This window comes from Luteibacter sp. ME-Dv--P-043b, from assembly GCF_030209605.1.
Classification (GTDB): domain Bacteria; phylum Pseudomonadota; class Gammaproteobacteria; order Xanthomonadales; family Rhodanobacteraceae; genus Luteibacter.
The window spans coordinates 102,890-127,228 of record NZ_JARVRT010000005.1 but is presented as its reverse complement, the minus strand read 5'-3'; the positions used below and the strand labels follow the sequence as shown (position 1 = coordinate 127,228).

Below are 24,339 nucleotides of genomic sequence, written 5' to 3'. Positions count from 1 at the left end.
AGTAAAAGGGAGGATCAGCGACCGATGTCGGCCTGGGCCAGTTCGACGCGCAAGGTCTTGATCAGGTCGGCGCGTGCCACCTCGAACTGGTCTTCGCGGCGCAGGTCCTTCACGGTAACGACGCCCTTGGCGATCTCGTCCTCGCCCAGCACCACGACGAAACGGATGCCGGCGCGGTCGGCGTACTTGAACTGCTTGCCCAGCTTGCCGCCTTCCAGCACCACTTCCGTGGCGATGCCGGCATTGCGCAGCTCGGTGGCCACCGCCAGGTAGGTGGGCAACTGAGCCGCGTCCATCTGCGTCACCAGCACGTCCACGGTGCTGCGCGCGGTGGAGACGAGGCCGGCGTCGCGCAGTTGCCAGTACAGGCGCGTGAGGCCGATGGAGATACCCACGCCCGGCAGGTGCGACTTGGTGTACTGCCCGGCGAGGTTCTCATAGCGGCCGCCCGAACAAATGGAACCGATGCCGGGGTGGTCGTTGAGCGTGGTCTCGTAGACCGTACCCGTGTAGTAATCCAGACCGCGCGCGATCGACAGGTTGAGCGCGAAATGCGTCTCCGGCACGCCGAAGTCGCGGATCATCGTCAGCACGTCCTTCAGTTCGGCCCTGCCCTGCTCGAAGGTTTCCGAGCCGGAACCCAGCGCATCCAGGTGGGCGAAGGCATCGGCCACGGACGTGGAACGCACCTGCACGAAGGCGAGGATCTTCGCCGCCACCTCGGCCGACAGGCCGAACGCGTCGCCGGTGAGCGTGTCGCGCACATAGTCGGCGCCGCGCTTGTCCAGCTTGTCCACCTCGCGCAGCACCAGCATCTGCTGCTCCGCGTCGGCGATACCCAGGTTCTCGAAGTAACCGCGCATCAGCTTACGGTTGTTCATCTGGATGGTGAACGCACCGATGTTCAGTTCCTTGAACACGTTGTAGATGACCGCCGGGATCTCGGCGTCGTAGCGCACCGAGAGGGAATCCTTGCCGATCACGTCGATGTCGCACTGGTAGAACTCGCGGAAGCGTCCGCGCTGCGCACGCTCGCCCCGGTACACGCGCTGCATCTGGTAGCGACGGAACGGGAAGCTGAGGTCGTGCTCGTGCTCGGCGACGTAACGGGCCAGGGGCACCGTGAGGTCGAAACGCAGCGCCAGGTCGGGTACGCCGCCAGCGTCCTTCTCCGCCGCCGCACCCAGCGCGCCGGTGGACTGCACGAAGTACACCTGGCGTTCGGTCTCGCCGCCGGTCTTGGTCAGCAGGACGTCGCTGTGCTCGATGACGGGCGTCTCGATCGGCAGGAAGCCGAACTTTTCGTAGTTGCGACGGATCGTGTCCAGCATGCGCTGGAAGGCGATCTGGTCGAGCGGCAGGAGCTCGAGGACACCGGGCATGGTGCGGGCCGGGGTGAGTGCCATGCAATTCCTCTTGGGGACAGGCTGTACGGGCGCCGCCACGCGGCAGCCGCCTAGGTTAGCAGATGGCCAGGGCCGGCTCCCGTGGCGGGATGGTAAAAAAGTTGGAGCGCCCTGTTGCCATCCGGTGGGTGCATGGCTAATATACGCGGCTCCCGTCGGGGTGTAGCTCAGCCTGGTAGAGCGCTACGTTCGGGACGTAGAAGTCGCAGGTTCGAATCCTGTCTCCCCGACCAACGAATACGTTCGTTATGAAAACGCCGGCCTAGCGCCGGCGTTTTTATTTGTGCGGCCGGCCTAGGCCTGTTGCAGGTGCGACACCGGCGCGGACAGCTGCAGCAGCAGGCCCTCGGCGAGGTATTCGGTCTTCACGCTGCCCGAGCCCAGGCCCATGGCGATCAGCTTGGAGCCGAAGCCCTTGCGGGACGGCAGCATGACGGCCGGGCCATCCACCTCGCGCCAGGTCATCAGGAAATCGCCGCCCTCCTGCGCCCAGCCGAGCTCGACACGGCCCTGCGCATTCGACAGCGCGCCGTACTTCAGGGCGTTGGTCGCCAGTTCGTGCAGCAGCAGCGATAGAGACAAGGTGGCCTTGGGGCCGATCTCGACCGGCGGCCCGCGGAAGTCGATGCGGCTGTCGATACACAGGCGCCCCAGGGCCGCCCGGGAGATCGCCTCCACCGAGGCGCCTTCCCAGTTCTTGTCGAACAGGATGTCGTGGGCCGAGCTCAGTGCCGTGATGCGTTCTTCCAGCGCCTCCACCGGCGCGCGCTCGGGCACTGCGCGCAACGTCTGCGTCGCCAGCGCCTGCACCATCATCAGCGTGTTTTTCAGCCGGTGGCTCATCTCGTGCTTGAGCACCTCCTGCAGTTCTTCCCGCGTGCGTCGCTCGGTCACGTCGCTGACGAAGCCGATCATCCGATCCGGCCCCAGCGGGGTCATGCGCGTTTCGAACCAGCGTCCCGCCAGCAGGGTGGAGCGGGCGACATGGACGCCGGGTACCTGCTTGTCCACGATGTTCGCGAACACCGGCAGGAGTTCAGCGCATGCGCCGGGTGCCATGTGGCTGAGCAAGGCGCCGTTGACCTCCACGGGGCCCAGCCCCGTGAGGTGGTTGAAGGACGGGTTGGCCTCGTCGAAAAGGAAGTCGACCACCGTGCCGTTGCCATCGCGGACCACGTCACCGACATAAAAGCCCTCGCGCATCTGTGCGAACAGCGTGCGGTAGCGCCGCTCCGACGCACCGACGCGGATCTCCTTGTCGACGATGACCGCCACCGACTCGAGAAAACGCTGGTCGTGCACCGTCCAGGCGTGCGGCCGGGTGTTGATGGCGGCCAGTGCCCCGATCAGTTCACCGTCGGGCAGCCGAATGGGCACGCCCAGATAGGCCACCACCCCCAGGTCGGGAATGGCGAGGTTGTCCCGCACCAGCGGCTCCGCATAGGCGTCGTTCACCGAGAGCACCGCGCCCCGGTCCACCACGTGCTGGCAGAAGGAGTGGGTAATGGGCGTCTCCCCTCGGGACGACCACGGCTCGGGCAAGCCGCTGTGGCCGGCGAACACCTGGCGGTGCTCGTCGACGATGGAAACGATGGCCACTGGCACGCCGAGCATCATCCGCACCAGTTCGACCAGATGTGCGTACTGCACGCCGCCGGGCTCGTCGAGGATGCCACTGCGGCGAAGTGCGGCGATCCGGCCCGGATTGAGTCGGTGAGGCAACGGGACAGGCATGGGGGTGCGCAGCTGTAGGGGAACCAGTGCGGAGGATAATGGGGATGCCCGGGGGAAAGGGGCTTGCCGCCTTGCGCGCTGACGGGGCCGTTCAGCGGGCACAAAAAACCCTGTTTAAACAGGGCCTTTTGCAAAATGGCGGGGAGTGCGACGAGCCGGATGCAGGAGAGTGGCCGAACATTGCCCCGTCGGTTCGATGTCCGGATGGTCAATCAGGGCAGAGAGTGACCTGGTCACCATCCCAGTCGGCATCCTGGAGGGCTTTCTGGAACCGTCAGCCGTTGTGATGCCACTTACACACGCTGCTGAGTACAGGTAAAAATCGACCATTGCCCATAGGCTTCACCACCACACCATCAACCACCTGGCCATCCTGTTTCACCGTGACATCAGCCTGAAGGACATCCGTCGCCGACGAGGTGGATTCCTCCTGCTCAGTCCACTCGTATATGGTGTTTCGCGACGGATCGTAGGACGAGCGGAGGTTGTTATGAACCGAGGTGGCGGTGCCGCTGAATACCGTCATCACCAGGTAGCGACCGGGCTTTACCCGGGTGAAGCGGAAGTCGCCATTGCTGTTGGTCTTGCCATCGAGGCGGGTGTCGAAAACACGCTTATCGATATCCACCCTGACCTTATTACCCTTATAACGATTCGAATCGATCAGATCGATCGCTTCTTTGAGATACGGGCTATACGGGAACAGCGTAATGGCCTGATCAGCCGCCGGTCGATTCTGGCCGCCGACAACACCGCATGTGATGCCGCTGATGGTCGCATTACCGTCCGCAAGCGCGCTGGCATCGACAGCCTTCGGATCGAAGACCGACTTGGGCGTGATCACCTTGCGCTTGTCTGCGATGGCCGGTGCCGCGCCACGTGCGTTGGCGGCATCCGCAGCAACCTGACCGCTGGCGGCTTCGCTCGCCGCCATCGTGGCCTTGGCCGCCTGTACGTCGATCATCGTGCCGTTGAGGCTGCCGAGCAGCGGCAGGGCAAGCTGGGCGTTGGCTACGCTCTTCTTGCCGCTGGCATTCGTGGTATTACCTTTCAGGCCGGCCGAGTCGAAGAATGAGCAGATATTGCCCATCGCTGTCGCGGCGCCCACGCCCTTGGCCAGCTGAAACGCGATGATGGCCGAGTCGGTCTGGGGCGAGACTGCCATGACGATCGGAAAGCCGCGTGCCTTGACAGTAGCTTTCTGCGCGACAGCCAGCGTGATGAGGCCATCGGCGGCAACGTGGGGTTCACCGAGGGGCTGGAATCCGATCTTTCGTGCACTGGATTCGAGGCTGGTCATGGCCTGGGCGGTGTCGACACCGTAAAGGCCGACGAAGCTCTGATGGATAGTGCCACCGTCGGCGCTGGGCTTGGACGAATAGTTCTGCTCACACTCGGTTGCGGCGTGGGCGCTCAAGGCAATCATGGAAACGCTGGCGACAAGAGCCCTTAGCCACATAACAGATCGCAGAGCCATCTGCCCCTTCCTCTTAGTTATATCTCCGTGAGGCGGGATGTTAGCGTAAGGAATAAGGGCGAGGCCACAGGAGGTGAACTGCCCCCCCCCCCCGGAAGTTGGACACCCGTCCAATCTCCGAGGGTTTTTTCATGGCGAAGTACGAGGAAAGGTCCGCCTGACCGGTGCCTGGCCGGCTCGCGGTAGGCCACAAGTACGGAGGCCGACCGGCACGTACGTTGGGGCTTGGCCCTCTCTAGGATGCATCCAGTCATTCATCGGAGCAGGGGCCGCCATGGCAAAGCATCTCGCGGGTCTATTGATGGCCGTCGTCCTGTCGCAGACGCCGCTGGCACACGCGGAAACCTCCATGGCAACCCAGGTGGACGCCGTCGTGGCCAAGGACATGGCGGCTCGCCATACGCCCGGTGCATCCGTCGCCGTGATCAAGGACGGCAAGGTGGTGTTCGAGAAGAGCTATGGGCTCGCCAGCGTCGAACTGAACGTGCCCGCGACGAACGCGACGCTGTATCCGCTCGCTTCCACGACCAAGGAATTCACCGCCGTAGCGATCATGACACTGGTGGAGCAAGGCAAGATCGCGCTCGACGATCCGGTCAGGAAATATCTTCCGGAACTCCCTGCCTCATGGTTGCCCGTCACGATCCGCCACTGCCTTTCCCACACATCCGGCCTTCCCGACAATGTGGTGAACGATACCGTCAACGTGCTGCCATTGGCGGGCACGCGTGCGGAGCTGATGACCTTGCTTGCCCGCAAACCGGTCAAGGCGCCGGGCGCATCGATGACCTACAACCAGACCGGCTACATGTTGCTCGGCGACATCATCGCGCGTGTCAGTGGCATGCCTTACGAGAAATATATCGACGACCGCTTGCTGAAACCGCTGGGCATCACCGGCTTGCGGTGGGGTGATACGTGGACGCTCGTGCCGGGTCGTGCCTCGCTGTATACCGCGCTGCAGCCCACGGCCGATCACTCGAAGCTCCAGCTCGATGCGAACAGCGCACCGGTACTTTCCACCGACGGCATCCACCCCTTCGGCTCGAAGATCGCGACGGAATGGTTGCTGCCCGCGGCGGGACTGAGCGGCAATATCGAGGCGATGTCCACCTGGGAGAACGCGCTGTGGAACGGCAGGATCATCAAGCCAGAAAGCCTCGCCCTGATGGCAAAACCCTACGTGATGACCGACGGTAAAACCGGCGACTTCGGCCTGGCGCTCATGCACGACAGCCAGCAGGGACATGTAACGATACACACCGGGGGCGGCGCGGCCGTCTGGATCACCACGATCCCCGATCGACACCTGACGGTGATCGTGCTGACGAACCTTCAGGCGTCGCAGCCTTACAAGCTGGTCGCAAGCATTCTCGATGTGTACCTGGGCAGCCAGCACTGAGAGTGTCCCGGACAAACTCACCACGCCAACACATTTCTCGCGGGCACAAAAAAGCCCCGGAAAACCGAGGCTTAGATGTTTTGGCGGAGAGTGAGGGATTCGAACCCTCGATAAGGCTTTTGACCCTATACTCCCTTAGCAGGGGAGCCCCTTCGGCCACTCGGGCAACTCTCCGGGATTGTCGTGAAGGACCTGCCCTCACGAGCCGGCAAGGATACTTAACCTTGCACGCCTCGTAAAGCCTCGGGCCTTACTGGTCTTGGTCGTCCCCGGGATGCGTGCCGGCGTCGCCTTCGTTCTTGATGCGCTGGTAGATCTCTTCGCGGTGGACCGCGACGTTTTTCGGTGCATTGATGCCGATGCGCACCTGGTTACCCTTGACACCCAGAACGGTGACGGTCACCTCGTCGCCGATCATCAGGGTTTCACCGACCCGGCGGGTCAGAATCAGCATGATTGATACTCCATAAAATCAGGTATTGGCTTCCCCACCAACGACAACCTCACCCCGAGTGCTTGCCGTCGATGGATTGACGTTTCGACCATCGAAGGCCGAACTGCCTTCCCCGGCTCTAGTTGTGTGTGTCGCTGACCAGCTGTCCTGCCATTTCCGATCCGAAGGATCGATACCGAAAAACGCTTTCGGCATTCGGATCATACTAGCTGAGCCAATCCCGGGTAAGCAACGCGCAAGCACGTGAAGACGTTTACACAAACGGCCTTACAGCCGTCCATGCTCGCGTAGTCCACTCGCCGTTCAGCCCAGACGGGATTGCACCCATCCCGGAATGGCGGCAAGGATGCCAGGCAACGCCGGACTATCTACTCCGCCACCCTGGGCCATGTCGGGACGACCGCCGCCCTTGCCGTCGATCTTCGAGGCGACTTCGCCCACCAGGTCGCCCGCCTTGACCCGGCCGAGCGCCGAACCGCCGACACCGGCCACGAGCGCGACGCGCCCGTCGACCGCACCGGCCAGCACGATGGCGCAATCGCCCAGCTGCTGCTTGAGTACGTCCACGCTGTCGCGCAGGGACTTGGCATCCAGGCCCTCGACGCGCGCGGCGACCACCTTGATGCCCGCGATGTCGACTGCCGACTCGGCCAGGCCCGCCGAGGCCGAGCTGGCCGCCTTGGACTTGTAGGACTCCACCTCGCGCTCGAGCTTCTTCTGCCGATCGAACAGCTGGCGAAGCTTCTCGATCACGTCGTCGCCCGTGGCGGCGAGCAGGCCGGACACTTCGCCCAGCACGCGCTCCTCATCGGCCACGCGCGCCATGGCGCCCGCACCGGTCACCGCTTCGATGCGGCGGACACCGGCGGCGACGCCGGATTCGGAGACGATCTTGAACAGGCCGATATCGCCCGTGCGCGACACGTGGGTGCCACCACACAGTTCCGTGGAAAAATCGCCCATCTTCAGCACGCGCACTTCGGCACCGTACTTTTCACCGAACAGCGCCATGGCCCCGAACTCGATCGCTTCGTCGTAGCCCATGTTGTGGATTTCGGCGGCGTCGTTGTGACGAATCTCGTCGTTGACCATGCGCTCGATCAGCGCCAGTTCGTCGGCCGTCAGCGGCTTGAAATGCGAGAAGTCAAAGCGCAGGCGCTCCGGTGCCACCAGCGAACCCTTCTGGGCCACATGGTCGCCGAGCACGGTGCGCAGCGCCGCGTGCAAAAGATGGGTGGCGGAATGATTGAGCACGGTAGCCTGGCGCTGGGCGGCATCCACCGACGCACCCACCACATCGCCCTTGTTCAGCGGTGCGGAGCCCTGCCATGTGCCGAAGTGCGCGAAGAACGCGCCACCGACCTTCTGGGTGTCCTCCACTGCCAGCGCGCCCGCCGGATTGCGCAGTATGCCGGTATCGCCGACCTGGCCGCCGGATTCGGCATAGAAGGGCGTGCGATCAAGCAGCAGGAAGGCCTGCTCGCCGTCCGACAGACGATCCACCGACTTGCCGTCGCGCACGATGGCAACCACGGTCGCATCGGTCAGTTCGAGGCTGTCGTAACCGGTGAAGACGGTGGGCGCGACGGCGCTGGCCACCTCGGCCGGCAGCTGGGCCTTGGTGGCGAAGTTGCTGGCCGCGCGAGCGCGGGCGCGCTGTTCGCCCATGGCGCGCTCGAAGCCGTCCATGTCGACGCTCATGCCGCGCTCGCGCGCGATATCGGCGGTGAGGTCCACGGGGAAGCCGTAAGTATCGTAGAGGCGGAACGCGTGCTCGCCCGGGATCACCTTCTCCGACTTGGAGGCCACGTCGTCGAACAGGCGCATGCCGTGTTCCAGCGTTTCGCCGAAGCGGTCTTCCTCGGTGCGCAGCGCCTGCTCCACGAAGGCCTGCTTGCGGGCGATGTCCGGGTAGGCCTCGCCCATCTCGGCCACCAGCGGGGCCACCATCTTCCAGAAGAAGTCGCCACGCACGCCCAGCATCCAGCCGTGGCGCAGGGCGCGACGGATGATCCGGCGAAGGACGTAGCCGCGGCCCTCGTTCGACGGCAGCACACCGTCGACGATAAGGAAGGAGCAGGCACGGATGTGATCGGCGATGACACGCAGCGACTTGTTCGACAGGTCGGCGGTGCCGGTCAGGCGCCCCGCCTCGGCGATGAGGTGCGCGAACAGGTCGATCTCGTAGTTGGAGTGCACGTGCTGCAGCACGGCGGCCAGGCGCTCCAGGCCCATGCCGGTATCGACGCAAGGCGCCGGCAGCGGCGCCAGCGTGCCGTCCGGGGCCCGATCGAACTGCATGAAGACCAGGTTCCAGATCTCGATGTAGCGATCGCCGTCTTCGTCGGGCGAGCCTGGGGGGCCACCGGCCACATCGGCGCCGTGGTCGTAGAAGATCTCGGTACACGGTCCGCACGGGCCCGTATCGGCCATCTGCCAGAAGTTGTCGGAAGCGAACGGCGCGCCCTTGTTGTCGCCGATGCGCACGATCCGCTCGGCCGGCACGCCCACTTCCTTGTTCCAGATATCGAAGGCCTCGTCGTCCGTGTGGTACACGGTGACCCACAGGCGCTCCGCCGGCAGCTTGTAGACCCCCGTCAGGAGCTCCCAGGCGTAGCGGATGGCATCGCGCTTGAAGTAATCGCCGAATGACCAGTTGCCCAGCATCTCGAAGAAGGTGTGATGGCGGGCGGTGTAGCCCACGGCATCCAGGTCGTTGTGCTTGCCGCCCGCGCGCAGGCAGCGCTGGACGTCGGCCGCACGGACATACCCGGGCTTTTCGCTGCCCAGGAACACGTTCTTGAAGGGGACCATGCCGGAGTTGGTGAACAGCAGCGTGGGGTCGTTCGACGGCACCAGCGATGCCGAGGGCACGATGGTGTGGTCCTTGGACCGGAAGAACTCGAGGAAGGTCGAACGGATTTCGGCGGTTTTCATGAGCGATCGTGGCTTGGGAGCTGCGAGACGCGTTGCGTCGACGCTCCGTCCCAATCAAGGCTGGTGGCCTTCAATCGTCGTCGGCGTCTTCCGCATCGGCGTGAGTTAGACCCCGTACTGTGGCGGCGGCGAAGCCGCGACGCAAGAGGAATTGCGCCCGCCGGGCCCGTTCAGTCGGGTCGGCCGAGGGTCCGCCATAGCGCCGACGGAGCTGACCGGCGGCCAGATCGTGCCAATCGATATCGGTGTTTTCCATCAACTCGCGGATGGTGGCGTCGCTGACGCCCTGGCTGCGCAGTTCCGCACGGATGCGGGCCGGCCCGTAGCCCTGCCCTGCCCGGCTGCGAAACAGCGAGGCCGCGAAACGGTCGTCGTCCTGGTAGCCCTGGTCGCCCAGCCGCTCCAGGGCGACGGCGGACTCGTCACGCGCAAAACCGCCGCGCTCGAGCTTCTGCTTGAGTTCGCGGCGGGAATGCTCGCGCCGGGCCAGCAGGCCCAGCGCCTTGTCGTACGCGGTACGGGTGGGGCGAGCGGCCTTGCCGTCGCCCTGCCCGGTGCCCTTATCAGACTTCCTCAAGCTCGTCGGCCTCGGTGGAGGCTTCGGACTTGGGACCCGCCTTGACCAGCAGGCGGGCGCGCAGCTCGGTATCGACCTCGTTGGCGATGCCCGGGTTGTCACGCAGGAACTGACGGACGTTTTCCTTGCCCTGGCCGATGCGGTCGCCCTTGTAGCTGTACCAGGCGCCGGATTTGTCGATCAGGTTTTCGCGCACGCCCAGCTCGATGATCTCGCCTTCGCGCGAGGTGCCCTCGCCGTAGAGGATCTCGAACTCGGCCTGGCGGAACGGCGGCGCGACCTTGTTCTTGACGACCTTGACGCGGGTCTCCGAACCGATGACCTCGTCGCCCTTCTTCACCGCACCGATGCGGCGGATATCCAGGCGAACCGAGGCGTAGAACTTCAGCGCGTTACCGCCGGTGGTGGTTTCCGGGCTGCCGAACATGACGCCGATCTTCATGCGGATCTGGTTGATGAAGATGACCAGGCAGTTGGTCTTCTTGATGTTTGCCGTGAGCTTGCGCAGGGCCTGGCTCATCAAGCGGGCGTGCAGGCCGACGTGGGAGTCGCCCATCTCGCCTTCGATTTCCGCCTTGGGGGTCAGCGCGGCCACCGAGTCGATCACCACCATGTCCACGGCGCCCGAGCGCACCAGCATGTCGGCGATCTCGAGGGCCTGCTCGCCGGTGTCCGGCTGGCTGACCAGGAGGTCGGCGACGTTGACGCCCAGTTTCTCGGCGTAGCTCGGGTCGAGCGCGTGCTCGGCGTCGACGAAGGCCGCCGTGCCGCCCGCGCGCTGGCACGAGGCAATGGCCTGCAGGGTCAGGGTGGTCTTACCCGACGATTCCGGGCCGTAGATCTCGACCACGCGGCCGCGCGGCAGGCCGCCAATGCCCAGGGCGATATCCAGGCCCAGCGAGCCGGTGGACACCGTGTCGATGTTGTCGTCGACGCGGTCGCCAAGACGCATGACCGCACCCTTGCCGAACTGCTTTTCGATCTGGCCGAGGGCACTCGCCAGCGCCTTGCGCTTATTGTCGTCCATCGTCATATCCGGTCTCTTGTGTAGGTAGGTATCTTGACGGACCGTCGTCTCAGGGACTGCGATCCGCAATCCCCAAGTTTGCCATAGCCCGGGGGGTTCAGCCCTTCAGTTCGGCAGCCATTCCAACAAGTGCGGCCGCCACCGTCTGTCGCCGGACGGCCTCGCGGTCGCCGTCGAAATGGTGAAGGCTGGCGTGGGCGTAGCCCCCGCGGCGCTTCCAGCCGATCCATACGGTGCCGACGGGCTTGTCCGGGGTGCCGCCGGACGGGCCCGCGATGCCGGTAACCGCCACGGCGACGCCCGCGCCGTAGCGCGCCAGGGCACCCGAGACCATTTCCAGCACCGTCTCCTCGCTGACCGCACCCGTGCGCTCCAGGGTGCGCGGGTTGACCCCGAGCAGGGACTCCTTGGCGCTATAGCTATAAGTGACCACACCCGCCTCGAACCAGGCCGAACTCCCGGCCAGGTCCGTCAGGGTCTTGGCGATCCACCCACCCGTGCACGATTCGGCCGTGGCCACCATGACGCGCCGCTCCTGGGCGGCAGCGGCGACGGCCTGGGCGAGCACCATGAGGTCATCGTCGGTGGGCATGTTCTGTGTGGCCATACCTGGGCTACCTGTCGATAAAGGCCAAGGTTCTAACCCGGATCGTGTCGGCGTGTCGATGCAACGCCCACCACATGCTGACGATTTTTCAGAAAAGTTCTATGCCGAACGCATTGTCGCGGCCACGACGCACGGCTACGATGGCAACCCATTAGTGACGTAGCACGTCACACCTACATTGCCATTCAAAAACGAGGCGTCGTGCCAGCGGTTGCGGCACAGCGTCCCTGCACTCCCCTTCGATGTTGATCCGATGGTGCGCTCCGGCGCGCCCTGGAAAGGAGCACGCCCCATGGAAAGGACCGGTCAGCCATCCCGCATCTCCCGCGGTGTGACGGCAACCGTGTATTGCCGTTCGATCGTACTCGGTGCGATGGCGGCATTATTCTTCGCGCCACCTTTGCCCGCCGTGGCTGCGGTGGATGCCATGCCTGCGGTGCCAGACGAGGTCCGCGCAGTCCTCGCCCCGGACGACCTTGTCCTCGCTTATGAAAAGGCGGATGCCACGGGCGATGGCGCCATGGACCTCGTGATCGCCGTGTACCGCGGCGCCCGGTTCACGGAACAACCCGACACCTCAGCCGGTAACGCGTGCGAACTGCTCGTCTTCACGGGTTCTGGCACCGGCACAGGCGCGCAAAGCACATGGAAGGAGGCCGAGCGGAGCCGCGAGGCGATCGACTGCGTGGACAACCCGGTCATGGATCGCCCGAGGGAAATGGCCTATCGCGACAACCTGCTGGTCAAACCGGGAGCGATCACCTGGAGCAACCAGGGCGTACGGCGCCACACGACCTTTGCCTTTGTCTATCACCGTGCCGACGGCCACTGGTACGTCAGCTCCATGAGCCAGGGCTATGTACTGACTAACGCCGGGTCCAACAGTGATGTCGTCATGGCATACGGCGAAATCGCTTCCCCGCGCGACTTTCCGCTTACCCCCATGAGCGAGTTGAAGGTGGCGCCGCTGCAGCGCCTGCTGGACACGCGCACCTCGACGGACGACTGACCCGGCTATGCGCACGCCTCGATTCAATCCGCATTCCGCGCAGCTGCTGAAGCGCGCCATCGACAGCGGCATTACCTCGCCCGCGGAGCTGTCCAACCTCATGGGCCAGACCGCCGTGGAATCCGCCGGGTTCACCCGCACCCACGAGGATTTCCGTTATCGCAGCGCCGACCGGGCGATGAGCGTGGTCGGACAGCTTCGCCAGCGACACACCCGTGACGAAGTGGCCGCCGTGCTCGCCGCGCGCGACCCGGAAGCGACTGCCAACCTCTTCTACGACGGGCGTACCGACCTGGGTAACACGACGCCGGGCGATGGCTGGCGTTTCCATGGACGCGGCGTCATCCAGCTGACCGGTCGCGCCAACTACGAAACCTACGGGCGCCTGGTCGGGATCGACCTGATCGAGCACCCCGAGCGCGCCGCCGACCCCGAGGTCTCGGCCGATGTCGCCGTCGCCTACTGGCACCAGCGGCTAAAGCACGTCGACCGGACCGATGTCGAAGCGGTAACGCGACGGATCAACGGCGGTACCAATGGCTACGACGAGCGGGTGGAGGCCGTAGCAGGCTGGGCGGCGGTCATCACCCCGGAACTGGTCGAGGGACTTCGCCAGGGGACCCTCACCCCCGATGACCTGCTCGGACGTGAGCCGTTACAGGCCTCGCAACCTGCAAGCGCGTTCCGAGCCGCAACGCTGCGGGCCGGAGCGCACGGCGCCGATGTTCGCCACCTGCAGGAACAACTGCACGAACTCGGCTACGACGTGCGTATCGATGGCGATTTCGGCCATGCCACGCGCCGTGCGGTGATGGACTTCCAACATAACCACGATCTGTCCGTCGATGGCGTGGCCGGTCCGCGGACCCTGGACACCGCAGAGGTCGCGCATCGGCATCTGAAGGAAAACCGGGGGCCTTACGCCGATGACAGGGTCGCCGGTCGGACGGAAGCCGCTTCGAAGGAGCCTTCGATTCACGAGATGTTCGAGGCGCTGTGCCAGGCAGGACACGATCGCGACGTCGACGCCCTTTGCCGGGTTGGCCATATCTATGCGAACACACCGGGCGGACGCGAGTTCCTGATGGATGGCGAGCAAGCCAGGCAGCAGACGGCCGAGGACGCACTGGCGGCGCAACAGGCACAGCAGGCCCAGCTACAGCAACAGGAAGTCATGGCCGCGCCGCAACGAAGCGGCCCGGTGATGTCGCTCTGAGACGAGGAATGGAAGGACACATGGATAGAACGGACGTCGAAGAACTGGCGGTGAAACTGGGCATGCTGGCCGCGGGACTGAAAGACCTTGGCGAGCGGCTGACGCGCCAGACCGAACGGGCGCAGACGGAGTTGGCGCGCACGGCAAACGCCCTGGCCAGCACCGCGGAAGCCAGCGCACGACAGGCCACGACCGATCTGATGTCCCACGCGGGCAAGGCGATCCTGTCGAGCACGCAAGCCGCGACGGCCGACCTCGAGCATGTGCTTGTGGGCGCGTCGTCGACGGTCACACGACTAAGTACGGGTCTGGAGGAGAAGATCCATGCGCTCAAGCGGCTGCACGCCCTCAGTGTCTGGAAAGCCCTGTTCGCCACAGGAGGCGCCCTGTTGGCCATCGCTGCTGCCACATGCACCATCGGCTGGAGCACTTATACCTACAGAGAAGACACCGCCTGGGCAGGTGAACTGCATGAGGCGCGGATACGTGGGAGTTTGCGCCCCTGTCCCGAGGGAGGCGTGTGCGTGTATGTCAACAAACGCTGGCATCGCCTGGCTCGTTGAGCGCACGGGCACGCCCGGAGAACTTACGCGGGCGCAACTGACCCAAAAGCATGGGCGTGGACGACTGCTTCCTCACCGATGCCTCGGTCAGTATGTCGTCTCTCGGGCCGGCCCAGTTCCACAACGCCGCTAATGGCATGTAGCAAACCTGACATATACCCGTGACACCGTTACGAGCAAGGGATCCAGATATGCGCAAAAAGACCACTTCACGGAATGTAGACATTTCGCCATGTCTCTTACACCAGCCTTACGAACGTGATCCACGTCACCTTCGGACTGCGTAATTCACGTTACAGCCGGAATTTGTGTGATATCGGCCGCAGAAACGCGTATACAGACCCCTAGTCAGCGCGTGGATATTGCTTTATCTTAACAACGTGGACTAGCTCCATTCAGGGTGGGGGAAACCTCAAGGCTCCAACGCGGCAACCGCAAGTGGCGATTGATCACATCGCTCCGGGAACCCGTTCGGCCGGTCTTTAGCGGTTATGTAGTGCAACGGCGCCCAGGCGCTCGATACAGGATGTTTTATGGACGATTTGCATCACGCTCGTGGCCGTTGGGCCCTAGGTTTCAGCTGTTCAAGGGGAGTGTTTGCCATGAACGCGCTTCGCGTCGTGGCGAATCGACCGAACCAGACCCGGCCAGGCGCCGGACATCTGGCTGGGTCGTCAGTTTCGTAGCGATGTAAACGATTTCTCGACCCCGCGTCCCGGCCAGGCCGACGACGAGGGCCGCTGATGTTTTCTGTTGCCTTACATGACTTACGAGCCACGCGTGAAAAAAATCCTCAACCCCGCTTGCACCCTTCTCCTTGCCTCGGGCCTCGCCCTGGTGCTGACCGCGTGCGGCACGCCTTCCGCCAAGGACTTCGGCGGCCGCTGGAAGCCGGTCAACAAATACGACGACAAAGTGGTCGAGATCCCGCTCGCCGTGCCGTACACCTACTATGCGGCGCCGATGGATGGCACGTTGAAGACGATGCTGACGCGGTGGACGGCCGATACCGGGATGAAGCTGTCGTACAAGCTTCGCTCGGACTTCTCCCTGCCGAAGACGACCGCCGCCATTCACACCACCGAAGTACGTGACGCCACGTCGCAGCTCAGCGCGATCTATGCAGCCCAAGGCGTCGCCATCATCGTCGACGGCTCGCAATTGATCGTCGAGGAAGTCAGCGCTATCGCGCCGCCTGCCGCGCCCAACGGGTCAATGCCGACTGCTGCAGTATCAAAATCCAATGCGGGCAATGTCGCCGCGACGCCCGACTCGAAGTAACAACCAGGCAGCGCACACACATGCTCAAGAAGAAAGATTCTCCGAAGATCGACGCTGCCGTGCAGCAGAGCGTGAACTTCGAAGTTACCGTGGCCGACCTCGCAAGGCGCAGCGAGCGCCGCGCATGGATTGTCGCCATGTGCTCGCTTGGTGTATCGCTGATTCTCGTGGGCGGCTATTTCTACATGCTGCCGCTCAAGGAGAAGGTCCCTTACATTGTCATGGCGGACCCCTATTCGGGAACCAGCTCTCTGGCGCGTCTGACGGACGACCTGGTCAACAAACGAGTGACGGCCAGTGAAGCGGTAAACCGCAGCAACATTGCACACTTCATACTCGCACGCGAGGCTTACGACGTAGCGTTGACCAACATGCGCGACTGGCCGACCGTCCTGACCATGGCGTCACCCGATGTGGCCCGGCCTTACATGAATCTCCATGCGGCCAATAATGACAACAGCCCGTACAAGATCTACGGCAGGGACAAGGCTGTACGCGTCAAGATTCTCAGCATCGTCCTGCTTGGCGGTGGCAACGGCTCCCCGCCGCGGGGGGCCACAGTGCGTTTCCAGCGAAGTGTCTACGACAAGAGCAACGGTGCGACAGCGCTTCTGGATAGCAAGATTGCGACCATGGAATTCACGTACAAACCGGAACTCCGCATGGACGACCAGAGCCGCATCGAGAATCCTCTCGGCTTCCAGGTGACGAGCTACCGCGTCGACAGCGATTATGGCTCAGCAGTGCCCGCCGAAGTGCCAGTCGCCCCTGTCGCGCCCGCTGCCGGAGCTACTCCCGGCGCTAGTGCATCGCCAGGCGTTGATCCCGACGACGCGCCTCCCGCTGGCGTAGTTCAGGGCTCGGGGCTGTCGCAGACACCCCCTGTCGCGCCTACCAACGAAACCCTGCAACGAACAGCCATGCCGCCGGCACCCATTCCCGTTGACGGCGCTTACGCGCAGCCATCCGCAGGGACGCCTGTTCCTGTGCCTTCCAATGCCGCTCCTGCGGCTCGTTCGCCCCGAAGCGCCGCCAATGGAGGGCGCCGTTGATGAATAGACCAACCAAGCTGACCGTGCGCACCGCTATCGGCGTGGCTGCACTGAGCCTTTTCCCCTTGGCCTTCGCCGAGACCGGGCAGCCGGCACAAACGACCGCTATCCAGGCGGTTACCGGCGTCACGAGCTACGAATATCAGCCGGACCGCATCTACCAGGTGCGCACCGGCCTGGGCATTGCTACCCAGATCGAACTGAGCCCCAACGAAAAAATTCTCGACTACAGCACTGGCTTCAGCACCGGCTGGGACCTGACCCGCCGCGACAACGTCTTCTACATCAAGCCGAAGAATGTCGACGTCGACACCAACATGATGATCCGTACCGCGACCCACTCGTACATCTTCGAGCTCAAGGTCGTGGCCACGGACTGGAAAACGCTGGACCAGGCTCGCCGTGCGGGTGTGCAGTACAAGATCACGTTCGCCTATCCGGCTGATACCAGCTTCATGGCGGAGACCAAGAAGGTCGAACAGGCTCCCGCGCTGGATACCACGTTGGTAAAGGGACGCGACTACAACTTCGACTACGATTACTCGAAGACGCGCAGGACCCCGCCCTGGCTTGTGCCAATCAACGTCTACGACGACGGGCGCTTCACCTATATCAAGATGCCAGACCTGAAGCAGTTTCCGACAGGCAACTTCCCGACCGTGTACATGCGCGAAAAGGAACACGGCGAAGACTCGGTGGTAAACACCACCGTTGAGGGCAATACCATCGTCGTCCATGGCACGTACGCCTACCTGGTCATCCGCCACGACAGCAATGTCGTGGGTCTGCGAAGGAACACAAAGAAGTGAGCCCGAACAACCCCTACCATCCGGATGAAGAATCCAACGACGGTCATGTGCCGCCGCAGGGTCGTGCAGACGACCAGCACGATCCGCTGGCGAACAACCCATATTCAAATAACGCACGCCAGGCGAGGCAGCCGGATCTTGACAGCAGCGCGCCTCAGCTGACGTCGAACGACATGCAGCGCATGAATCGCAAGGCGCTAGGCTTGCTGGCGTGCATCGCCTTGCTCCTGCTGGTCATCGGATTCTGGGCATTTACCGGCAGCAGCAAGAAAGAGCCGCCGAAAGCTCGCGAAGAGACCGTTAGCATCCCCGAGGCACCGCGCGCACCGCCGCCGATGCCTGCGGACAACGTGCCAACCGTACTGCCCCAGCAGCCGATCGCCCTCAGGACGCCGCCGCTGCCCGCGCAGGCGCCTGCCATGCCAGAAGCAGAGCGCCCCCGCGGCCCCACCCTGCTCGAGCGCCGTATCGCAGCGTCCAATCAAGGCACAAACGGTGTTGCCAGTGGCATGTCGGCTGAAGGCGGGGCGCCAGGTGCTCCTGGTGGCTTCATCCTGCCCCCGGGCATGAACGGCGAACCGCAGGTTCCAGGTAGCGCGCCGAGGATGAGCCCCAACAACAATCTCAACTATACGGCCAAAGACCTGCCGGATGTCTCCAGCGCATCGCCGCTCACGCATCCGGACACGATCATGCTCCGCGGCACGTTCATTCGCTGCGTGCTCGAGACGCGCATCATCACGGACATGCCTGGCTTCACGTCCTGCATCGTGACCGAGCCGGTCTACTCCTTCACCGGTAAGCGCCTGCTCCTTCCGAAGGGCAGCAAGGTGATGGGCAAGTACGAGATGGAACCGAGCGGCCCTCGCGTAGCCGTCATCTGGGACCGCATCGTCACACCCACCGGTATCGACGTGAACATGGCAAGCCCCGGTATCGACACACTCGGCGGCGCTGGCCATCCCGGCCACTACGATGCCCATTGGGGCAGTCGTATAGGGTCGGCCCTGCTCATCAGCTTGCTGAGCGACGCGTTCAAGTATGAAGCAGCCGAGCACGGACCGCAGAACACGACAATCAGCAATGGTGTGGTGACGCAGACGCCGTTCGAAAGCAACACGGCCGACACCATTCAGCAGTTGGCAGGCGAGGCCGTACGTCGCTCCGCCAATCGTCCGGCAACCGTAACCATCAATCAGGGTTCGGTACTTGCGATCTACGTCGCCAAGGATGTGGACTTCGCTGGCGTCGTGGCGAGGTACTGAGACAGTTATGGACGACGGCGCACTGGCATCGGTCAGCAATGACTTCCTGGACTACCAGTACGAGGTACTGGGAGTGAAGGATTTCCTTGCCTCTCCCGATGTCACCGAAATCTGCATCAACCGTCCTGGCGAGCTCTATCTGGAGCGCCAGAATGGTTGGCAGCGCGTAGAGGTGCCATCACTGACTTTCGAACGTGCGCGCCAGTTCTGCACAGCCATTGTCAACGAGAGCAACACTGGCCAACGCATCACCGATATTGACCCGGTGGTCTCGTTGACTTTCCCTACGGGTCAGCGAGCCCAGTTCGTCATTCCGCCGGCGGTAGAGGCGGGTCGCGTTTCTATAACGATTCGCCTGCCATCGAAACAGACCCGCACCCTCGCCCAGTACAGCGAGGATGGCTTCTTCGACGAGATCCTTGAAGGAGCCAACACACTTAGTCAGGCGGACAAGGAGTTGCTCGAATTGCGGGCTGAACGTCGCTATGCGGACTTCTTTCGCCATGCGGTGCTCAGCAAGAAGAACATCGTCGTTGCGGGTGCGACCGGTAGTGGTAAAACGACATTCATGAAGTCGCTGGTGGGTCACATCCCTGACGACGAGCGCCTGGTCACTATTGAGGATGCCCGCGAGCTCTTCATCGACCAGCCCAATGTCGTGCATCTCATCTATTCGAAAGGCGGCCAAAGTGCCGCTAATGTGACCGCGAAAAGCTGTATGGAAGCGTGCTTGCGCATGAAGCCGGACCGCATCATCCTCGCTGAATTGCGTGGTGATGAGTCGTTTTACTTCATCCGAAATTGCGCATCGGGCCACCCGGGATCCATCACAAGCTGCCACGCAGGTAGCGTAGAACAGACGTGGGACCAGCTTGCACTGATGGTCAAGGCCTCCACGGAAGGTGCGGGACTGGAATTCGCGACGATTAAGCGATTGTTGATGCTGACTATCGACATCGTGGTCCACATCAAGGCACATGCGGGGCGACGCTATATCACCGGCATCGATTTCAACCCGGCTCGTGCACTAGGTGCGGACGAGGGACAACACTGAAACACATCGGTTATTAGACAGGAGCTGTAACGGTGATACCGGGAATGGAAATGATGGCGTGCCAAAACCTTGCCGTACCGGCTGAGGTGATGCAACACGTCGTCAACGTGGAGTCCAGCCGCAACCCCTACGCCATCGGCGTGGTGGGAGGCCAACTCGTGCGCCAGCCTCAGAGTCTCGGCGAAGCCATCGCCACCGTGAAGATGCTCGAGGATAAGGGCTACAACTACTCTGTTGGCGTCGCGCAGGTAAACCGCGCAAACCTCGGCAAGTACGGGCTGGACACCTTCGAAAAAGCTTTCGAGTTCTGCCCCAACCTGCAAGCGGGTTCGCGTATCCTCAACCAGTGCTATGTCAGCGCCAGTAATGACTGGGGCAAGGCGTTCAGCTGCTACTACTCCGGCAACTTCACTACCGGATATTCCCACGGGTACGTCCAGAAAGTCTTTGCTTCGATGGAGCGCACTGGAACCCCTGCTGCCAGGGCCATTCCGCTTCAGTCTCGCGCGGTGCCAGTCAGGGTGGTGAAAGTAGGCAACGGCATGAACGGCGTCATCGAAACCAGTCCGAGCTATCGGGTAGCGATGCGAAGCAGCGTACTCGATGCAGTCGCCGCGGCAGCGGTTGGTCAGGTGGCAGGCGTGGGCGACCCGGATCGACTGCTGGCTGCGCAGGATGTCCCGATGACGAATCCCGCCCTGATGCAAACGCCGCAACCCCTGCCTGGTCGCATCGCAACGGATCCCGCCACCGCCGCCGTCATGTCGCAGATCGGTGCCCAGCTTCCTCAGACCATGGATCAGCCACAGGCAGGGCGTATCAGGACCGACCCAGCCACGGCCGCCGTCATGTCGCAGATCGGCATTTCTGCCGCCTCCCCGACCGGGTCCCAGGCTGCACCTCCTGCAATCGGCAACGACGGCGTCTTCGAACCCCAGGTACGGGGACCCAATGACCCGCCTGCCGGAACAACGCCACAATCACCGCAATACCAAGGCCGTCAGGTCGACAACGCAGATACACGAACGAGATCCAACGACGATGCACTCGTTTTCTGACTTGCAGGCCCGTGCCGAACGGATTTCGGACGAGGCCTCTGCACCGATGGCTGCGCGGTACGCAGTCTTTCCAGTACCGGCGCATGTCGCGGCCGGTGCACTTTGATTACATCGCAACGAAGGAACAAAAAGATGGCCCTGTCCGCCCTAAGCACCACGATCGCGAAGTCCAAGCGCCCGCTGCTCAACACGGTAGGGTTGTTCGCCCTCCTCGCCCTGGCCTTCATCCCAGAGATCGCTCTTGCCGCCGATGATACGCAGGGTAAGGTTTGCGGCTTCTTCGGAAGCATCAAGACCATCCTCAACGCCGCATCTATCGTCGTCGTCACCGTGGCCGTTATCTTCTCCGGCTATCAGATTGCGTTCGCTCACAAGCGTATCGCCGATGTCGCGCCGGCACTGATCGGTGGTGTGATGATCGGCGCGGCAGCCCAGATCGCCAAGACCGTTGTCGGTACCGACACAGATGCTTGTGGCTCGAGCACTGGTGGTAGCTCCTTGCCGTTCATGATGGATGCCATCCAGTACGGCATGCATCTCCTGCAGCTCCATGCATAAGAACGTTCTATTCCGCGGCTGCACGCGCCCCCCCATGTTCATGGGGGTGCCCTACGTACCCTTTTTCATGGGTGCCGGTTCGTGTCTGTTGCTGGCCATGTACTTCAATTATTTCTACCTGCTCCTGATTCCGGTCGTGATCTTCGTGATGCGCCAGATGGCGCGTCGCGATGAACTTATCTTCCGGCTTCTGGGCCTTCGTTTCCAATTCAAGACGAAGGTAAGAAACGTGCAGAGTCACGACGGCATGTGGGTGTTCACACCCAACAACTATCGGGATCCGCGCAAAAAGGAAAAGCGGTAACAAGGACCCCTGCCCTGGCACCTGGTGCCAGGGCCTTTCGGCTTTCACGGTATAAATCACCATGTTCACTCCCGACGCGCCTATTTCAGCCCAAGTCACCCTATCCAGCCACGTCTCCCCCACCGTCGTCAAAACGACGGGTGGAGACTTCCTGTTGGTATGGCGCCTTGGAGGGCTACCTTTCGTCGGGCGCGAAGAATGGGAGATCGAGCACCGCCACAATACATTCAATCGCATGCTGCAGACGCTGCGCGCACCGGATTACACCAACGTTGCGTTCTGGGTGCACGACATCCGTCGCCGCCGTACGGTGCGCGACAAGTCGCAGTTCGAACAAAAGTTCAACCAGGATCTATCGGATCAGTACTTCGATGCCCTTTCCGGCCAGAAGCTGATGCAGAACGAGCTTTACTTGACCATGATGTACCGGCCGATGCCGGAAAATCGTCGTCTAGCGGAGAAGTCGTCCAGCGTCGACCGTCTCCAGCAGGAACAGTCATACGCCATCACCACCATCCTGGAACTTGCTGGCAACGTTGAGGCGGTTCTTAAAGATTACGCACCTTACCGCCTGGGTCTCTATGAGGCATCCAACGGAGTCGTATTCTCGGAGATCCTCGAACTCTATGGGTACATTCTCAATCGAGTGGATGAGCCCGTCCCGTCGCTTACCGCACCGATCTATGATTACCTTCCGATCAGCCGCCAGCGCTTTTCCGCTAAGACGGGTGATTTCGTCCTGACTACACCAAGTGGTGAGAACCACTTTGGCGCGATCCTCAACATCAAGGAATACACGGACGGCACTTACCCTGGAATCCTGAATGGACTCAAATATCTGGACTTCGAGTATGTGATCACGCATTCGTTCACGCCTATGGGACGGACGAGCGCGCTATCCGCTCTCGAACGCACCAAGGGCATGATGATCTCGTCTGGCGACAAAGCAGTCAGTCAGATCATCGAACTCGATCATGCGATGGATCAGTTGGCGTCCGGCAACTTCGTGCTCGGCGAGTACCACTTCACCATCGCCATTTATGCCGCAAGTCAGGAACTGTTGTCGCAGCAGATCGCCTCGACCCGCGCCGAGCTGTCCAACGCAGGCTTCGTGACGGTAAAGGAAGATTTGGCTGTCACATCGGCGTTCTACGCCCAGTTCCCCGGAAACTGGAAGTTCCGTACGCGACTGGCCAACGTCAGTTCGCTGAATTTCCTAGGCCTGTCGCCACTCCACAACTTCGCTACGGGCAAGAAAGACAATAACCCCTGGGGCGACTGCGTTACTACCCTACAGACCACCAATGGTCAGCCTTACTATTTCAACTTCCACGCCACTCATCCCGCGGAGAATTCACTGGGTGAGAAGGCCATTGCCAATACGATGGTCATCGGCAAGTCCGGCACCGGTAAGACGGCGCTGATTAACTTCTTGCTGAGCCAGGTGCAGAAATTAGATCCGTCACCAACGATTTTCTTCTTCGACAAGGATCGCGGCGCTGAAATATTTGTTCGCGCCTGCGGTGGTAACTACCTTGCCCTGGAAAACGGCAAGCCCACCGGATTCAACCCGTTCCAATGCGAGCGTAACGAAGAGAACGTTCAGTTCTTGGGGGAGCTGATCAAGGTTCTGGTCGGCAAAAGTGTATACAGCTCCCGCGAGGAAGAAGACATTTTCCGCGCCGTCGAAAACATGCTCGATACGCCGATCCACCTTCGCAACATGACCAATTTTCAGAAGAGCCTGCCCAACTTGGGCGACGACGGCCTCTTCATCCGCATGCGTAAATGGACTTCTGGCAATTCGCTGGGCTGGGTATTCGACAACCCCCGTGACACCGTGGACCTGAGCAAGGCCAACATCATTGGCTTCGACTACACCGACATTATCGACAATCCGGAAGTCCGCGTGCCGGTCATCAACTATCTCCTGCACCGACTGGAAGCGTTGATCGACGGTCGTCGCCTTATCTACGTCATGGACGAGTTCTGGAAAATCCTCGACGGAAAGGGCGGCCTGAAAGAATTTGCCAAGAACAAGCAGAAGACCATCCGTAAGCAGAACGGCATGGGCATCTTCGCCACGCAGAGTCCGGAGGACGCTCTTGCCAGCGATATTTCGGCAGCGCTGATCGAGCAGACCGCCACGATGATTCTCCTGCCAAACCCTAACGCGAGCCGCGAAGACTACGTCGATGGCCTGAAGCTCACCGAAGCCGAATACCAGGTGGTTGTCGGACTCGATGAACGCTCGCGCTGCTTCGTCGTCAAACAAGGACATGCGTCCGCCGTGTGCCAGCTGAATCTACGCGGCCTGGACGACGCGCTCGCAGTCATCTCGGCATCCACTGACAACATCGAAATCATGCACGAGATCCTGCAGGTCACCGCCGAAAATACGGGCATGTCGGCGGGCGATCTGCGTCCCGACCAATGGCTCGAATCGTTCTATGAAAACCGCAAGGGCAGCGGTAAAGGCAGCCCTTCCCGCCCCCCGTCATCGTCATCCTCGTCCGCGCGTGTCGCGTAACCTGATGTATCGCGCCACG

21 protein-coding genes and 2 tRNA genes are annotated in these 24,339 nt (G+C 62.3%); 14 read left to right on the top strand and 9 right to left on the bottom strand.

Annotated features, from left to right (window positions below; translation table 11 throughout):
• Positions 1-14 precede the first annotated feature (14 nt).
• Positions 15-1,406: a histidine--tRNA ligase gene (gene hisS, locus QRN34_RS03500; RefSeq protein WP_285402021.1), complete on the bottom strand. Its 1,392-nt coding sequence runs from the start codon at positions 1,404-1,406 to the stop codon at positions 15-17.
• Positions 1,407-1,562: 156 nt separating this feature from the next.
• On the opposite strand from hisS, the gene QRN34_RS03495 reads away from it, so the two are divergent.
• A tRNA-Pro gene (locus tag QRN34_RS03495) sits at positions 1,563-1,639 on the top strand.
• 61 nt (positions 1,640-1,700) lie between these two features.
• Here the strand turns inward: QRN34_RS03495 and QRN34_RS03490 are convergent.
• Positions 1,701-3,140 (bottom strand): HWE histidine kinase domain-containing protein, encoded by a 1,440-nt coding sequence (locus QRN34_RS03490; RefSeq protein WP_285402019.1) that lies wholly within the window; start codon positions 3,138-3,140, stop codon positions 1,701-1,703.
• A 274-nt stretch (positions 3,141-3,414) separates the two neighbouring features.
• Positions 3,415-4,566: a hypothetical protein gene (locus QRN34_RS03485; RefSeq protein ID WP_285402017.1), complete on the bottom strand. Its 1,152-nt coding sequence runs from the start codon at positions 4,564-4,566 to the stop codon at positions 3,415-3,417.
• A 412-nt stretch (positions 4,567-4,978) separates the two neighbouring features.
• Here QRN34_RS03485 and QRN34_RS03480 point away from each other — a divergent pair, with 412 nt between their 5' ends.
• Positions 4,979-6,019 (top strand): serine hydrolase domain-containing protein, encoded by a 1,041-nt coding sequence (locus QRN34_RS03480; protein WP_285402015.1) that lies wholly within the window; start codon positions 4,979-4,981, stop codon positions 6,017-6,019.
• An 81-nt stretch (positions 6,020-6,100) separates the two neighbouring features.
• On the opposite strand, the gene QRN34_RS03475 is transcribed toward QRN34_RS03480, so the two are convergent.
• The 6 genes from QRN34_RS03475 to QRN34_RS03450 form a co-directional block, all read right to left on the bottom strand.
• A tRNA-Ser gene (locus QRN34_RS03475) sits at positions 6,101-6,193 on the bottom strand.
• A gap of 76 nt (positions 6,194-6,269) precedes the next feature.
• A complete protein-coding gene (gene csrA / locus QRN34_RS03470; RefSeq protein WP_285402013.1) occupies positions 6,270-6,473 on the bottom strand; it encodes a carbon storage regulator CsrA in 204 nt (67 codons plus the stop codon).
• Positions 6,474-6,776: 303 nt separating this feature from the next.
• Positions 6,777-9,410 carry an alanine--tRNA ligase gene (gene alaS, locus QRN34_RS03465; protein WP_285402011.1) on the bottom strand — a complete coding sequence of 878 codons (2,634 nt, stop codon included), beginning with the start codon at positions 9,408-9,410 and terminating at the stop codon, positions 6,777-6,779.
• Positions 9,411-9,480: 70 nt separating this feature from the next.
• Complete coding sequence (locus tag QRN34_RS03460; protein WP_285402008.1) at positions 9,481-9,987, bottom strand: regulatory protein RecX; 507 nt, start codon at positions 9,985-9,987, stop codon at positions 9,481-9,483.
• Positions 9,974-11,014 (bottom strand): recombinase RecA, encoded by a 1,041-nt coding sequence (gene recA, locus QRN34_RS03455; protein ID WP_036140566.1) that lies wholly within the window; start codon positions 11,012-11,014, stop codon positions 9,974-9,976. The genes QRN34_RS03460 and recA overlap by 14 nt, the downstream gene beginning before the upstream one ends.
• Positions 11,015-11,111: 97 nt before the next feature.
• Positions 11,112-11,621: a CinA family protein gene (locus QRN34_RS03450; protein ID WP_285402006.1), complete on the bottom strand. Its 510-nt coding sequence runs from the start codon at positions 11,619-11,621 to the stop codon at positions 11,112-11,114.
• 292 nt (positions 11,622-11,913) lie between these two features.
• Between QRN34_RS03450 and QRN34_RS03445 the strand changes: the two genes are divergently transcribed.
• The 12 genes from QRN34_RS03445 to QRN34_RS03390 all read left to right on the top strand — a co-directional run bounded on the left by QRN34_RS03445 (position 11,914) and on the right by QRN34_RS03390 (position 24,320).
• Entirely contained in the window at positions 11,914-12,630 is a 717-nt protein-coding gene (locus QRN34_RS03445) for a hypothetical protein (protein WP_285402004.1), read from the top strand.
• A 7-nt stretch (positions 12,631-12,637) separates the two neighbouring features.
• Positions 12,638-13,846 carry a peptidoglycan-binding protein gene (locus tag QRN34_RS03440; protein WP_285402002.1) on the top strand — a complete coding sequence of 403 codons (1,209 nt, stop codon included), beginning with the start codon at positions 12,638-12,640 and terminating at the stop codon, positions 13,844-13,846.
• Between the two features lie 20 nt (positions 13,847-13,866).
• On the top strand, positions 13,867-14,409 hold the full coding sequence (locus QRN34_RS03435) for a hypothetical protein (protein WP_285402000.1): 543 nt from the start codon (positions 13,867-13,869) through the stop codon (positions 14,407-14,409).
• Positions 14,410-15,198: 789 nt separating this feature from the next.
• Entirely contained in the window at positions 15,199-15,690 is a 492-nt protein-coding gene (locus QRN34_RS03430) for a hypothetical protein (protein WP_345782886.1), read from the top strand.
• Between the two features lie 20 nt (positions 15,691-15,710).
• Positions 15,711-16,742 carry a type IV secretion system protein gene (locus tag QRN34_RS03425; RefSeq protein WP_285401996.1) on the top strand — a complete coding sequence of 344 codons (1,032 nt, stop codon included), beginning with the start codon at positions 15,711-15,713 and terminating at the stop codon, positions 16,740-16,742.
• Positions 16,742-17,551, top strand: a complete 810-nt coding sequence (locus QRN34_RS03420; protein WP_285401994.1) for a TrbG/VirB9 family P-type conjugative transfer protein — start codon at positions 16,742-16,744, stop codon at positions 17,549-17,551. Before QRN34_RS03425 ends, QRN34_RS03420 begins: the two co-directional genes overlap by 1 nt.
• Positions 17,548-18,816: a TrbI/VirB10 family protein gene (locus QRN34_RS03415; protein ID WP_285401992.1), complete on the top strand. Its 1,269-nt coding sequence runs from the start codon at positions 17,548-17,550 to the stop codon at positions 18,814-18,816. The genes QRN34_RS03420 and QRN34_RS03415 overlap by 4 nt, the downstream gene beginning before the upstream one ends.
• A 7-nt stretch (positions 18,817-18,823) precedes the next feature.
• Complete coding sequence (gene virB11, locus QRN34_RS03410) at positions 18,824-19,870, top strand: P-type DNA transfer ATPase VirB11 (protein WP_285401990.1); 1,047 nt, start codon at positions 18,824-18,826, stop codon at positions 19,868-19,870.
• Between the two features lie 32 nt (positions 19,871-19,902).
• A complete protein-coding gene (locus QRN34_RS03405; RefSeq protein WP_285401987.1) occupies positions 19,903-20,928 on the top strand; it encodes a transglycosylase SLT domain-containing protein in 1,026 nt (341 codons plus the stop codon).
• Positions 20,929-21,060: 132 nt separating this feature from the next.
• Positions 21,061-21,486 (top strand): TrbC/VirB2 family protein, encoded by a 426-nt coding sequence (locus tag QRN34_RS03400; protein ID WP_285401985.1) that lies wholly within the window; start codon positions 21,061-21,063, stop codon positions 21,484-21,486.
• Positions 21,479-21,790: a VirB3 family type IV secretion system protein gene (locus QRN34_RS03395; RefSeq protein WP_285401983.1), complete on the top strand. Its 312-nt coding sequence runs from the start codon at positions 21,479-21,481 to the stop codon at positions 21,788-21,790. Before QRN34_RS03400 ends, QRN34_RS03395 begins: the two co-directional genes overlap by 8 nt.
• 61 nt (positions 21,791-21,851) lie before the next feature.
• On the top strand, positions 21,852-24,320 hold the full coding sequence (locus QRN34_RS03390; protein ID WP_285401981.1) for a VirB4 family type IV secretion/conjugal transfer ATPase: 2,469 nt from the start codon (positions 21,852-21,854) through the stop codon (positions 24,318-24,320).
• Positions 24,321-24,339 lie beyond the last annotated feature (19 nt).